The sequence below is a fragment of the Tenacibaculum sp. L6 genome, assembly GCF_028823685.1.
GTDB lineage: Bacteria > Bacteroidota > Bacteroidia > Flavobacteriales > Flavobacteriaceae > Polaribacter.
In genome coordinates this window covers 13,113-26,344 of sequence record NZ_JAPEHZ010000012.1, presented here as the reverse complement: position 1 = coordinate 26,344, position 13,232 = coordinate 13,113, and the positions used below count along the sequence as shown (strand labels likewise).

General features: G+C 32.6%; 13 protein-coding genes, 1 other RNA gene and 1 pseudogene. 8 read left to right on the top strand and 7 right to left on the bottom strand.

Annotation, left to right across the window (positions count from 1 at the left end):
- Nucleotides 1-78 precede the first annotated feature (78 nt).
- Genes OU788_RS04050 through OU788_RS04035 form a run of 4 tightly spaced genes read left to right on the top strand, consistent with a single transcriptional unit; the run spans nucleotide 79 to nucleotide 5,126 of the window.
- Nucleotides 79-1,026 carry a hypothetical protein gene (locus OU788_RS04050; RefSeq protein ID WP_274633970.1) on the top strand — a complete coding sequence of 316 codons (948 nt, stop codon included), beginning with the start codon at nucleotides 79-81 and terminating at the stop codon, nucleotides 1,024-1,026.
- A 51-nt stretch (nucleotides 1,027-1,077) separates the two neighbouring features.
- On the top strand, nucleotides 1,078-1,824 hold the full coding sequence (locus OU788_RS04045) for a hypothetical protein (protein ID WP_274633969.1): 747 nt from the start codon (nucleotides 1,078-1,080) through the stop codon (nucleotides 1,822-1,824).
- 22 nt (nucleotides 1,825-1,846) lie between these two features.
- Nucleotides 1,847-3,940 carry a hypothetical protein gene (locus OU788_RS04040; protein ID WP_274633968.1) on the top strand — a complete coding sequence of 698 codons (2,094 nt, stop codon included), beginning with the start codon at nucleotides 1,847-1,849 and terminating at the stop codon, nucleotides 3,938-3,940.
- Between the two features lie 10 nt (nucleotides 3,941-3,950).
- Nucleotides 3,951-5,126, top strand: a complete 1,176-nt coding sequence (locus OU788_RS04035) for a gliding motility-associated C-terminal domain-containing protein (protein WP_274633967.1) — start codon at nucleotides 3,951-3,953, stop codon at nucleotides 5,124-5,126.
- Nucleotides 5,127-5,129: 3 nt separating this feature from the next.
- Here the strand turns inward: OU788_RS04035 and OU788_RS04030 are convergent, their stop codons facing one another.
- The gene (locus OU788_RS04030; RefSeq protein WP_274633966.1) at nucleotides 5,130-5,624 is read right to left on the bottom strand and encodes a DinB family protein; all 495 of its coding nucleotides are present in this window, start codon (nucleotides 5,622-5,624) and stop codon (nucleotides 5,130-5,132) included.
- A gap of 240 nt (nucleotides 5,625-5,864) precedes the next feature.
- Between OU788_RS04030 and OU788_RS04025 the strand changes: the two genes are divergently transcribed.
- Nucleotides 5,865-6,572 carry a hypothetical protein gene (locus OU788_RS04025; RefSeq protein ID WP_274633965.1) on the top strand — a complete coding sequence of 236 codons (708 nt, stop codon included), beginning with the start codon at nucleotides 5,865-5,867 and terminating at the stop codon, nucleotides 6,570-6,572.
- Between the two features lie 60 nt (nucleotides 6,573-6,632).
- Here the strand turns inward: OU788_RS04025 and rny are convergent, their stop codons facing one another.
- The 4 genes from rny to OU788_RS04005 form a co-directional block, all read right to left on the bottom strand.
- Entirely contained in the window at nucleotides 6,633-8,198 is a 1,566-nt protein-coding gene (gene rny / locus OU788_RS04020) for a ribonuclease Y (RefSeq protein ID WP_274633964.1), read from the bottom strand.
- A gap of 49 nt (nucleotides 8,199-8,247) precedes the next feature.
- A non-coding RNA gene (gene ssrS / locus OU788_RS04015) (6S RNA) lies at nucleotides 8,248-8,355 on the bottom strand.
- A gap of 59 nt (nucleotides 8,356-8,414) precedes the next feature.
- Entirely contained in the window at nucleotides 8,415-8,702 is a 288-nt protein-coding gene (locus OU788_RS04010; protein WP_274633963.1) for a cell division protein ZapA, read from the bottom strand.
- 14 nt (nucleotides 8,703-8,716) lie between these two features.
- Nucleotides 8,717-9,007 carry a hypothetical protein gene (locus OU788_RS04005; protein ID WP_274633962.1) on the bottom strand — a complete coding sequence of 97 codons (291 nt, stop codon included), beginning with the start codon at nucleotides 9,005-9,007 and terminating at the stop codon, nucleotides 8,717-8,719.
- A 149-nt stretch (nucleotides 9,008-9,156) separates the two neighbouring features.
- Between OU788_RS04005 and OU788_RS04000 the strand changes: the two genes are divergently transcribed.
- The 3 genes from OU788_RS04000 (at nucleotide 9,157) to OU788_RS03990 (ending at nucleotide 11,826) form a co-directional block, all read left to right on the top strand.
- Nucleotides 9,157-10,854, top strand: coding sequence for a M23 family metallopeptidase (locus OU788_RS04000; protein ID WP_274633961.1), 1,698 nt, complete (start codon nucleotides 9,157-9,159; stop codon nucleotides 10,852-10,854).
- Between the two features lie 273 nt (nucleotides 10,855-11,127).
- Nucleotides 11,128-11,454, top strand: coding sequence for a DMT family transporter (locus tag OU788_RS03995; protein WP_274633960.1), 327 nt, complete (start codon nucleotides 11,128-11,130; stop codon nucleotides 11,452-11,454).
- Between the two features lie 9 nt (nucleotides 11,455-11,463).
- Nucleotides 11,464-11,826: a DUF2200 domain-containing protein gene (locus tag OU788_RS03990; protein WP_274633959.1), complete on the top strand. Its 363-nt coding sequence runs from the start codon at nucleotides 11,464-11,466 to the stop codon at nucleotides 11,824-11,826.
- A 62-nt stretch (nucleotides 11,827-11,888) separates the two neighbouring features.
- On the opposite strand, the pseudogene lgt reads toward OU788_RS03990, so the two are convergent.
- Nucleotides 11,889-12,744: pseudogene (gene lgt / locus OU788_RS03985) on the bottom strand (prolipoprotein diacylglyceryl transferase).
- 127 nt (nucleotides 12,745-12,871) lie between these two features.
- Nucleotides 12,872-13,126 (bottom strand): membrane protein insertion efficiency factor YidD, encoded by a 255-nt coding sequence (yidD, locus tag OU788_RS03980; RefSeq protein WP_274633958.1) that lies wholly within the window; start codon nucleotides 13,124-13,126, stop codon nucleotides 12,872-12,874.
- Between the last annotated feature and the right edge of the window lie 106 nt (nucleotides 13,127-13,232).

The window sequence follows — 13,232 nt, the reverse complement described above, 5'->3', positions numbered from 1 at the left end:
TATTACATTTGTCTCAGATACAGAACCTGTATTCTAAGAATCCCCCGAGTCTTAGAAACCAATTAATTAGCTCACTGAATGGAAAGAAAACTACTCTTTTCTTTAATTCTTATTTTTCTGTTAACCCCTATTTTTGCTCAGGTAAAAATTGGGAACAATCCTTCTTCTATACACTCAAATTCCATTTTAGAATTAGAAAGTTCAGACAAGGTTTTAGTTATTAGTAAAATGACTGACACTCAAATGAACGCAATTCAACCTTTACGAGGTGCGTTGGTGTTTAACACCGATCGTAATTGTGTGTTTATGTACAACGGAACCGCTTGGGCTAGTTTATGTACAGGAGGTACAGGAGGCGGAATTAACGTAACGACATCGAGTACTGCTCCTAGTAATAACAGTTTAGGTGATTTTTGGATAAACGACACGCAAAATAACACAACACATATTTGGGATGGCAGCAACTGGATTGCTATCGACAACAACCCGAGAAGAGGAAACGGAAGTCCGAATGCAAGTACTGCCCCAAACCCTATTGCTGGTGATGTGTATGTAGATAGCAGTACGGGAATTATTTATGCTTACGATGGCACTACTTGGTTAAACTCAAACACAACACCATCCGCCAATAACGGTTTGTTGGTAAACGCTAATAACACCATTCAGTTAGGCGGCGTTTTAATACAACCTACGGTTATTGAAACCGATGCTACCAATACCTTAGCCATAACAGGTTTACAAAACGGAGATGTTACTACAGATGATATCGTAACTATTGATAGAACCACAGGCGTCCTTAAAAGAACAACGGCTAGTAATTTATTAAGAGAAGAAGTAACTGACATTATTGCTACTGACGGACAAGTAACATTTACAGGGTTAACGCTTTATACTACCGACAAGATAAATGTATATAGAAATGGGGTACGTATTGATTTTACAGTAGATAACGCCACCACCATAACCATAGAATCTGCAGCAACTTGTTACGCAGGTGATGAAATACGAATCGTTCAATTATATTAATATAAAACAAAAATTAAAAAAAGTTTAATAACGCAATCAATTCTTTAAATTATGAAAACAATTACAAACAAATTAAAAGTCGCTTTAGTAGCCGTTGGTTTCCTTGCTATGGGTACTGTTAGTGCACAAACGACTGATCCTAGTGACGGTAGATTAGACAAAGATGCAGATGCTACTAAAGTAGTAAGATTAATAGACAATAAAGGTACTATTAAGTATGTACAATCTAAAAATGGTATTACACAAATTACCTCTACTAATGGGGCTAATAGAACCACCACCACTTGGCAATTAGGAGGTACTTTAACAGACAACACATATATAACTGCGGATGCTGGCACTGAATTTGCTTTAAATGGTCTACAATTAATTACAGATGTAACAACAGCTTCAACAAACGCTCAAGATCGTGGTGATCATAATGACGGTTTAGGAGCTACTGGTTTTACAGTTTTAATCAGAGATGAAGCTACTGGTGCCATTCAAAAAATGCAATTATCAGACTTATTAGAAGTTCAAGGAAGTCAACATGTATATGCAGCAGCTGAGATAGTGGACACTGCCAATCCTTCTACTTTAGCTTTATCTGCTCTTCCAGGTGCTCCACAAAATTTAGTTTATCAAAAAGTAAGTGTATATAGAAATGGTGCTAAACTTGTGGCAAATGTAGATTATATAGTTGTCAATGGAGCTACAGCTGCTGATTCTGCTTCGATAACTCTTCAACCACAAGCAGCAGTTCCAAGTGATTGGGAAGTGTATGCTGGTGACATCATTGAGGTTCATTGGATAAAATAATAAATATTTTTGATTTTTCTTAATGCCTAAGAACATTAAACATATAAAAACATTTATACTAACTTTTGCATTGGTACTTTTTACTTTAAGTACCAATGCACAAGAAGTTAGGGTTATTGACAATAAAGGAACGATACAAAAAATTAATAATAACCTTGTAAACACTACTAACGACGGGAATCCACCCCCTAACCCTGTTGAAGGAGATGTTTGGTTTGATACAACCAACAACGAAATAAAGGTTTATGATACTGCAGACGGTTGGAAATTAATTACCTCTACAACAGCTCAAAACATTTATACTGTCGACGATAATTTAACATCAGATAGAATTTTAAATGGAAATGGAAATTCTTTAGATTTTACAAACTTTAGTCGATTTGATATTCGTAACTCTGGATTCACTAACATAGAATCTACTGGATCTATAGCTTTAAGAGCTACAGGCGGTCTTATAGATTTAATTGGAAGTGATACTAGAATTAACGAAGATCTTATATTAGAAAAAAATCTTGTAGACATAAATAACTCTCCTGGAACTCCTGGTCAAATATTAACCTCTACAGGCTCCGGTGTAGATTGGATAGATAATCCTGCTTTGAATAACTGGCTAATTACAGGTAATACTGGAACTACGAATACAAATTTTTTAGGAACGATTGATGATGTTAAAATGCAAATTCGTTCGAACAATACTCCAATGCTAGAGTTTGGTAGAAGACAAACATTAGGCTTAAACGAACCAACTAGAACTGATTATAACAACCCAAACCAATCGTTAGTATATTTAAATGGTTCTGATGGTGTATCTGCATTACAATTTAGAGCTGACGGTGCTAGCTTTTACAAACCTATGTTTTATACAACTTCTAATGGAAGTTTTAGGTTAAAAGGTAGTTCTGGAGGTACTGATTTTTTTGAAATAGGTTCCGCTGGTCCTACTAATGACGGTCGTTTGGAGTTTGTTATTGCCGATGATGGAAACGAACCTATTGTTTTCAAAAGATTTGACTATAGAAATGGAGAGTTCTATAAAGAGTTTTTTAGAGTTCAAGGATCTAATGCTACTGAGAATGCTAAAACACGTTTTGGTATTAATATTAATCAGAATCAATATTCTGTAACAGACAATATAAATGCACCTTCAAACGGAGGTGTTACAAACCCTAAATTAATAGCTAATTCGACTTTACAAATTGAGGGATCTGTCTCTAAATCTATTGAACAAATTAACTCTAACACTACACTTAATGAAGACCATCATACAGTAGTTGTTATAGCTAACGTTACAATTAATTTTCCTACAGCAAATACCTGTAAAGGAAGAATCTACATAATTAAAAATGTATCTGGTGGAAACATTAATTCTTCTACTTACAGAAACGAATCAAACACAGATACATCTACGATAAACAATAATACTACATTAAAGGTACAGAGTGATGGAACTAGATGGGTAAGTATTAGTAATATTCTAAACAATATTAATAATAATTGGAAAGTTACTGGTAACTCAGCCACAAATCCTACAAATAATTTTATTGGAACTACTGATGCTCAAGATTTATCTTTAAGAACAAACAATACTGAAGCAGTTAGAATTCTTCAATCTAATCAAAATGTTGGTATAAATACCACTATCCCTTCTGAACGTTTAGATGTTAATGGTAAAGTACGTATTAGAGATATATCTACTGTTACTACAAATAATGACATTTTAACAACCGATGCAAATGGTGTTGTTGAAAAGAAAAAATTAGTTGCTTCTGAAACTAATAATCAAATATCTACTGGAGCTAACGGTGGAGTGTATTACAACTCACCAATAAAAGCAATGGGTAAAATTAATGCCGATGGTAGTGTTGCTAAAATTACTACTGGATATACCGTAGCACGATTAGGAACAGGCAGATACCAAATTAATATACCTGCTGCTCAACGAACGGATGCTAATTACACTATACAACTAACCCCCTTTGCCAACGGTACTGGTGTTAATCAATACATAGTTATTAGCTACTACGATCAAACACCAAGTGATTTTAAAGTAGAAATAAAAAATTATTATGCAAGTTTAATAAACAGAGAATTCATGTTTACTGTCCTAAATTTTTAAAAAGTAAACCATGAAAAAATATTTTTATTCTTTTTTTTTCTTTGGTTTGATAATCAATACTTATTCCCAAACTGCTTTTTTTAATTCTGGTAACGTTCAATTGCACGATGGAGCTCAAGTAGGTTTCCATACCAATGTTATTAATGATGGTACACTAGATAATTATACCGGTTTTGCTGGTTTCTATGCTGATAATGAAGTAAGAACGATTTCCGGTACTAATAGTGTTACTTTTTTTAATGTAGAAGTTGATGCGTTACAAAATCTAGAGTTATTCAATTCTCTTGGAGTACGTAATCAATTAGACTTTATTAACGGACAAGTAATTACTCCTAGAAATAACACCAATATAACGCTCGATTTTATCGATTATGATTTCTATGCAGGTGAAGACGATGAGCGACATGTGAACGGCTACACCTCTTTAAAACAAGGAAATAAAAATACTTCTGATTTTACCTTTCCTGTGGGAGATGGCGCTATGTTACGTCCAATGAGTATTCCGAATGCCAACAGATATTATACGTTTAAAGGAGCCTATTTTTACGAAGACCCTAATTTTCCAACAACATTTACTGCTAATTTTTTAACTGATCAAAAACAAGCGATCATTGAAAATATTAGTCAAACAGAGTTTTGGGATTTAGATGGAAATAATGAAACTCAAATTACATTAACATGGAATAGCCGTAGCGATATTTCTTCCTTAGTCAATCAAATTTCACAATTAATTGTAGTAGGTTGGAGTAAAACCGAAAATCAATGGGTAAACCTAGATGTACTAGAAGTCACCGGAGATTTATCGGAAGGAACAATTACCTCTGCTGCCTTTGTTCCTGATAACTATGAGGCAATTACCATTGGTTCTTTGATGAGTGACGAAATAAAAGACAACAATAATAATATTCTAATATCTCCTAATGGCGATAATCTAAACGATTTCTTAGTTTTTGATGAAGTTGAGGAATACCCTCACAATAAATTAGTTATTTACAATCGTTGGGGAAATATTGTTTACCAAACTGAAAACTACAAAAACAACTGGGATGGTACTTCTAACGGAAGAGCTACCATTAACAAAGAAGACAAACTTCCTGCAGCTACTTACTTCTATTATTTAGAATTAGGTGATAAACCTAATACCTATCAAAAGCATAAAAAAGGTTGGGTATATATTAACCGATAATACTTACTCTACTAATATTTTCTTTGGAGTTGTTGGATTATAACCAAAATCGGCATCAGGCAATTCTATTCCTAATTGATGTATAATAAACCCAATACTTGCAAAATGATGTATCGCATGGCTATGCGCTTGAATTAATGCGCTTCCTAAGGTATAATTTGCTGTTACTTTTCCTGTACCCAAATCGTCTGTAACAGAAATAATTTCATCAAAATCTTCTGATTGTAAACAATGTAATTGAGTAATTACTTCATTAAAATAAGCGATTCCGAACGTTGTTTTTTCTTCTGCTAATTGGTTTCGTTCTCTATCAGAAAAATCTACACATTTTTTATCGAGTCCGTTAAAAACACAAGCAAAAACATCCAAAATATGTCTCATATTCGCTCCTATGCTTGAATAGTACGGAGGTATTGATTTATCGCTGTATTGTTCGTCTGTTATTGCTGTTAATAGTTTAATTCCTCGTTGTAAATTTTTCTCGATAGCTTCAACCATTCGTATGTATAAGTTTTAAAGTAAGTTGTATAAATATAGAACTTTTCAGCAGAAGAAGTAAATTATTTTTTAAACCATAAACAACACGCTGAATTACAGGATTATACAAAATAAATCAACCTTAAAAAACACTTCAAAAAAACAGTCTTTTTATTTTTTGGCACGTTCTTTGAAAATTACCCTAACAAATGCGGAAGCCGAAAAGCATATAGAGTAAGCATAACCCTAAAATTAGCAATTATGAGAACAGGGATACTATTATTATTAGCAATGATGTCTTTAAGCACAGTAAAAGCAGACGACAACATTACAAAATCAACTAGCAAAATTGGGGTTACTATTCGCCACAACGACGCAGTTACCTTTGTTGAAAGAGGAATTCAATTTCATGTATTTTTAAATGGTGATTTCGATTTTAACACACATTACAACAGATATTCTGATTACGGAGTACGAATTAACAGAGATAGAAGCGGACGTGTTAGAAGTGTAGGTAATGTACATATTAATTATGATCGTAGAGGTAATGTTACCCGAATTGGTAGTGTATATATGAAGTACAAATTCGGAAATTTATTTAAAGTCGGTAACCTGCGCATTCAATATGATAGATGGGGAAATCCTAGATACAGAGGATTTGTAAAGCCAGGTAACCACCATCATTACAATGATGATTATTACTATTATGATGACGGAGTTGATGTAAGTATTGATATAAACATTGGTGATATTTTTGATTATAACGATGTTTATTTTTACAGAAAAGATTTTACCAGAAACTATCGTCAATTTAGAGAGGATAACGATTTTTACTACTACAGAGCGGTACCGAATGCTAAGATTGGTAAAAAGAGTAAAATAATTAAAAGACGTAAGAACAAAGACGATAAATATTACAAAAAAGGGAAGTCTGAGCAAAGAGGAAAATCAAGAAGAAACCAAGATTAATAAAAAAATCCCTCATCAAAATTGATGAGGTAGATTTTTATTCTATTTAATTTCGTGTAATTACTTAGCTACGTTTACAGCTCTAGTTTCACGAATAACCGTAACTTTTACTTGACCTGGATACGTCATATCATTTTGAATCTTTTGAGAAATGTTGAATGATAATTCAGCTGCTTTGGTATCGTTTACTTTAGCACTTTCAACCATAACTCTTAACTCACGTCCTGCTTGAATAGCATACGCTTTTTGTACTCCGTTAAATCCAAAAGCAATATCTTCTAAATCCTTTAAACGTTGAATGTACGAATCTAATACTTGACGACGTGCTCCTGGTCTTGCACCAGAAATAGCATCACACACCTGAACAATCGGAGATAACATACTCTTCATTTCAATCTCATCGTGGTGCGCTCCAATAGCGTTACATACATCTGGTTTTTCACCATACTTCTCAGCCCATTGCATTCCTAATAATGCGTGTGGTAATTCGCTTTCTGTTTCTGGCACTTTACCGATATCATGTAACAATCCAGCACGCTTCGCTGCTTTAGCATTTAAGCCCATTTCTGCAGCCATAATACCACATAAATTAGCTACTTCACGCGAGTGTTGTAGTAAGTTTTGACCGTAAGAAGAACGATACTTCATACGTCCAACTGTTTTAATTAATTCAGGGTGTAAACCGTGAATTCCTAAATCGATAACCGTACGTTTACCTACTTCAATAATCTCTTGAGTTATTTGTTTTTCAGTCTTTTTAACAACCTCTTCAATTCTCGCAGGGTGAATTCTACCATCAGTTACTAATTTATGCATTGATAAACGAGCAATTTCTCTACGAACAGGATCAAAACAAGATAAAATGATTGCTTCTGGAGTATCATCAACAATAATCTCAACACCTGTAGCTGCTTCTAATGCACGAATATTACGTCCTTCACGACCAATAATTCTACCTTTTACATCATCAGACTCTAAGTTAAATACCGACACACAGTTTTCTACTGCTTGCTCTACTCCAACTCGCTGAATTGTATTTAATACTACTTTACGAGCTTCTTGTTGTGCAGTCATTTTAGCTTCTTCAACCGTATCTTGAATAAAAGACATCGCATCAGCTTTAGCTTCATCTTTTAAGGAAGCTACTAATTCTGTTTTAGCTTCATCTGCAGATAAACCAGAAATTTGCTCAAGCATATCTACATGACGCTTGTGCATTTTTTCAACTTCAGATTCTTTTTTCTCTAAGAATTCAATTTTGTAGTCAAAATCAGCTTCTTTCTTTTCTAATTGCTTGTTAAGTTTTTTGGTTTTATCTAACTCTGAAGATACTTGACTCTCTTTGTCTCTTATTCTCTTTTCTACATCAGAAACTTTTTTCTCTCTTGATAAGATTACTTTTTCATGTTCAGACTTTAACTCTATAAACTTTTCTTTAGCTTGTAAAATCTTATCTTTCTTTATTGCTTCGGCTTCAACTTTAGCTTCTTTTAAAATGCTATTTGCCTCTTTTTTTGTTTCTTGTATTAATTTATTCGCGTTAGATTTCTCTAACATCTTAGCAATAAAAAATCCTATTGCTATGCCTATAATTCCTGCTAAAACAGGAAATAATATTCCCTCCATAATTGTGATTTGATTATATAAAAAAAGCCTACATTAATAGGGTTATCATAAACTCCAAAAAACAAGTTTAGGATTAACTGGCTGATCAAGGATCCGAGGTAAAATCGGCGTGCTTTACTAACCATGACTCATCCTTTATAATTGAATAACGTTGAGTTTAACAAACGATGTACTAATGTAGGCAGTATGTTTAAATATTATATTTTAAAGAACGTATTATAAATGATTTTCTAGCAAGTTAGTCAATTCATTTATCTTTTCCAATACTTCGGTGTTTTCTTTAGTATTTTTTAACGATACTATTTCTGCTTTTGATGCAAATTGCAACGCGCACATTGCCAATACATCTTGTTTATCTGCTACCGCATAATTTTGTTCAAACTTAGCTATTAATTCATTAATGTTTTTTGCCGCTTTTCGCATCCCTTCTTCTTCATTGGTATCATTAACACTCAACGGATACGTTCTTCCTGCAATAACTACATTAACTTTTATTTTTGCCATGTAAAGAACCTTTTTTATGTGTTCAAAAGAGAAATACATTTATCTATCTCTCGAACTAAAGTATTTATTTTGAGTTTTGTTTCTCGTGTATTTTCATTACTGCCTTCAATAGTTTTTGCAACTTTAAGCAAAGCATATTCTTTTTGCTGTTTTTCTAATTGCTTCTCTTTTTCTTGTAATAAAACTTGTAACTCCGCGTTATTCTGAAGTAATACTTGGTTTTCTTCTTTTAAAAATTCATAGTTAGCAAGTAAGTTCTTCAACTTATCTTCCAGTAAATGAATTGCTTCTAAAGGGTTACTCATTTATTTTTAGAGAATAAAACTATATTCACAAAGTTATTAATATAACTTATAATTAGCAACACTTTTAGTGTTTTTTACCAAAACACTGTTTATTAACCCTTTAACAACTTAGTATTATTTTACTATTTTTGTTTGAAAACGATTGTACTTTGAAGCTTTACTTTTCACTTATTTTATTACTATTTATCACAACTGTTAATGCACAGAAACAGTACCCTAAAAACTATTTTTCTAACCCTTTAAAAATTCCTGTGGTACTATCTGGTACTTTTGGTGAACTGCGCAGCAATCACTTTCATTCAGGCATCGATATTAAAACACAAGGTAAAGAAGGGATTCCTATTTATGCCCCTGCAGATGGTTATGTTTCTCGTATTAAAGTACAACAATATGGTTTTGGAAAAGCTTTGTACATTACACATCCTAACGGTTATACTACCGTATATGCGCATTTAAAATATTTTGAACCAAAAATTCAAAAATATGTGAAAGACATTCAGTATAAAAAAGAAAATTATAGTACTGGAAATCTTTTTCTTTCTGCTGATAAGTTTCCTGTAAAAAAAGGTCAACTTGTAGGATATACTGGTGATACGGGAAGCTCTGGAGGTCCACATTTACATTATGAAATTAGAGATACCGAAACAGAAAACATTATCAACCCAATGCATTTTGGATTAACCGCGCATGACGACACCCCTCCTACCATACAAAAACTGATGGCTTATCCATTAAGTGATGATGCTCGTATTAATAATTCTTCTTTAGAATCTGTTATTTCTTTTAAAAACAATGGTAACGGTAATTATGTTGCTGAAAAAATTACAGCTAGCGGTACCATTGGTTTTGGAATTAGTGTTTTTGACCGACTTAATGGTGCTTTAAATAAAAACGGAATTTATAGCTTAGAAATGAACGTAAATGGTAAAAGAGTGTATTACCACGATGTAGAAACCTTTTCATTTGCTGAATCGAAGTATATTAATTTGTTAATTGACTATAAACACTACAAAAAATATAAAAATCGACTTCAAAAAACCCATAAAGTGGCCGCTAATAAATTGAGTTTATACGAAGATCTTATAAATAACGGTAAAATTAATATTGATGAAAATGCTAATTACAATATTGAAATTATAGCCAAAGATTTTGACAACAACACTTCTAAAATTAGGATTCCGGTACAAGGAGTAAAAAGCAATTTAGTTTTTAAGGAGAAAGACACTACTGATTACAAAATCACTGCTGCTGAGTTCAATAAATTTCATCAAAAAAATGTTACAGTAGCCTTTCCTAAAAATACCTTTTATACCGATTGTTTCATCGACTTTAAGGTAGAAAACGGTACGGCTAAAATTCATGAACCTACCATTCCGCTTGATAAACGATATACTCTTACTTTTGAAACTTCTTTTTTAACCGAAGATCAAAAACAGCATGTGTACATTGCTAATGTTACCAACCCTAAATATCCTAGATACACTTCAACCAAGAAAAAAATAGACAAGGTGTACACTACCACTAAAGTTTTAGGTAGTTACGCTTTACGTTTTGACACTAAAAAACCTACTATTCAACTGTATAACTTTAGCGATAATCAGTGGATTTCTAAAAATAAGACCCTAAAAGTTAAAATTAAAGATGCTGAAACCGGTGTAAAAAACTACCGCGCTACTATTAATGGTCAGTGGATTTTAATGGAATTAAACCACAAAAAAGGAATTTTAACCTATGATTTTAGTGATAAAAAATTAGAAGGAAGTAAACATCTTTTTAAAATTGTAGTTTCTGACAATGTTGGAAATACTGAAACTGTATCTGCTACTTTCTTTAAAAAAGTAAACTAAACTCTTTAAAACAACGCATAAAAAAAGTGTCTCTTAATTATTGGGAAATAATGTATCTATAAAATGTTGTGTTTAAAAGGGTGCAAGGTACATTATTAATGCCAAAACCAAGAGAATCTCTCTTAAATTAAACTAATTGATTCTTTCTTGTTAAACTTTTTAAACAGAAAATATACTGGTCTTATGGAAGTTTATAAACTTACCCTACTTTGTTTCTGTTAATTAGTTATTTTCGTATAGTGAATACTGAATTTATTTTCTTTCTGAACAAAAATGAATTGGATTTTATTAATTATTGCTGGACTTTTTGAAGTCGCATTTGCAACTTGCTTAGGAAAGGCAAAAGAGGCCACAGGAACTGAAGCTACTTACTGGTATATCGGCTTTTTAGTTTGTTTATCAATAAGCATGTTACTTCTTATGAAAGCTACTCAAGAATTACCTATTGGAACGGCTTATGCGGTTTGGACAGGAATTGGTGCTGTAGGAACTGTACTAATAGGAATTTTCGTTTTTAAAGAACCTGCTACCTTTTGGCGTTTGTTCTTTATCACAACATTAATCGCTTCAATAATAGGACTTAAATTTGTTTCAAATTAATATAGCATTATGAAAACAACACCAGAACACGACGAAAAAATAGCCAAAATAACCTTCTCTTCTGTATACCCTCATTACATTACAAAAGTTGAGAAAAAAGGAAGAACCAAAGAAGAACTACATCAAATAATTGAATGGTTAACTGGTTTTAATATTGAAAAAGTAAACGAGCTAGTTGACAGAAAAGTTACTTTTAAAACTTTCTTTGAAGAAGCGACGCTCAACCCAAATTCTGATTTAATCTCTGGTGTTATATGTGGTTACAGAATTGAAGAAATAGAAACTCCGTTAACTAAACAGGTTCGTTATTTAGATAAACTAGTAGATGAATTAGCTAAAGGACGTAAAATGGAGAAAATTTTACGCACATAATATCACTACTTTCCATAAAAAAACTCCAAGCTTTCACTTGGAGTTTTTATTTTATATATTTCTTACTTCGTTTTTCTAAACATTAACCAGAAACCGATTAACACTAACGGAATACTTAATACTTGACCTGTATTTAACGAGTTGAAAACCCAGTCTTCACGTCCTTCTACTTGTGCTTCTTTTAAGAACTCTATAAAGAAACGTAACGACCATAAAACAACCATGAACAACCCAAATAAGAATCCTGTTTGATTCTTTTTATCTGTTTTCCAGTAGAAATACCACAATGCAAAAAACAAGACTAAGTAGCTAAATGCTTCGTATAATTGGGTTGGATGACGTGGTACAGTTTCTCCTGCTAGTTTAAAAATTACTCCAAAGCTGCTTCCCGTTGGTTTTCCATAGATTTCTGAGTTGAAGAAGTTTCCAAAGCGGATAAAAAATCCTGCTAAGGCAACCATAATTCCTAACCTATCTAAAATAAACAACCATGGTTTGTTTAAATGTTTTTTAGCGTAGAAATACATTGCTATCGGAATAGCAATGGCCCGCCGCTCCATGACTTGCAAACCCTGTAAATCCTGTAAATTTCCATCCATCTAACAACCCAAATAAAGCAGAAGCTCCTTCTTGCTTTTTAATTGGTAAAATAATTTCTAGTAAGTGGTTTTGGTAATAATCCCAACTGTAAAAAAATACATCTCCTAAACGCATTCCTATTAACATAGAAACGAATACGTACATAAATAACGGATCTAATTTTTCTACAGGAATGTTATCGTTGATGTAAATCTTTTTCATTAATCGAAGTCCTAATATAAATGCTGCTACAAACATTAAGCTGTACCAACGAATACCAAAACCTCCAATATTTATTAATTCTGGGTTCCAATCCCACACTATGGATAAAAAATTCATATTTCTAATTAAAAAATTAAAAGATTTAAAAATTGAAAAACAACATTACGGGAAATCTTTCAATTAATGAATCTTTACACTTATTATTTTGTCAAATTGAGTGCAAACCTTCACGAAGTTATTGCTCTTAATGACGATTATTTTTTTCTTTTTTTTCAGGAACAGGATCATAACCACTACCGCCCCACGGATGACAACTAAAAATTCTTTTCAATGCCAACCATCCACCATAAAACAATCCGTGTTTTTGTAATGCTTCTATTGTATAGCTTGAACAGGTAGGTGAATACCTACATGTAGCGGGTGTAAACGGAGATATGGCTGTTTGATAAAATCGCACCAACAATATAAACGGGTATGCTATGATCGTTTTTAGTTTCAAATTTTGATTTTTTAAGGCTTCTTCAATATTACTAAAGATTTCTCGACTGTGCTCGAAATAACATCTTACTTCATTAACACATTTACTCATTATCGAATTAACTCAT

Bases quoted from the DNA above. Each gene is read 5' to 3' on its own strand.
- OU788_RS04050 (WP_274633970.1), top strand. From the start codon at position 79: ATGGAAAGAAAACTACTCTTTTCTTTAATTCTTATTTTTCTGTTAACC.
- OU788_RS04045 (WP_274633969.1), top strand. From the start codon at position 1,078: ATGAAAACAATTACAAACAAATTAAAAGTCGCTTTAGTAGCCGTTGGT.
- OU788_RS04040 (WP_274633968.1), top strand. From the start codon at position 1,847: ATGCCTAAGAACATTAAACATATAAAAACATTTATACTAACTTTTGCA.
- OU788_RS04035 (WP_274633967.1), top strand. From the start codon at position 3,951: ATGAAAAAATATTTTTATTCTTTTTTTTTCTTTGGTTTGATAATCAAT.
- OU788_RS04030 (WP_274633966.1), bottom strand. From the start codon at position 5,624: ATGGTTGAAGCTATCGAGAAAAATTTACAACGAGGAATTAAACTATTA.
- OU788_RS04025 (WP_274633965.1), top strand. From the start codon at position 5,865: ATGAGAACAGGGATACTATTATTATTAGCAATGATGTCTTTAAGCACA.
- rny (WP_274633964.1), bottom strand. From the start codon at position 8,198: ATGGAGGGAATATTATTTCCTGTTTTAGCAGGAATTATAGGCATAGCA.
- OU788_RS04010 (WP_274633963.1), bottom strand. From the start codon at position 8,702: ATGGCAAAAATAAAAGTTAATGTAGTTATTGCAGGAAGAACGTATCCG.
- OU788_RS04005 (WP_274633962.1), bottom strand. From the start codon at position 9,007: ATGAGTAACCCTTTAGAAGCAATTCATTTACTGGAAGATAAGTTGAAG.
- OU788_RS03995 (WP_274633960.1), top strand. From the start codon at position 11,128: ATGAATTGGATTTTATTAATTATTGCTGGACTTTTTGAAGTCGCATTT.
- OU788_RS03990 (WP_274633959.1), top strand. From the start codon at position 11,464: ATGAAAACAACACCAGAACACGACGAAAAAATAGCCAAAATAACCTTC.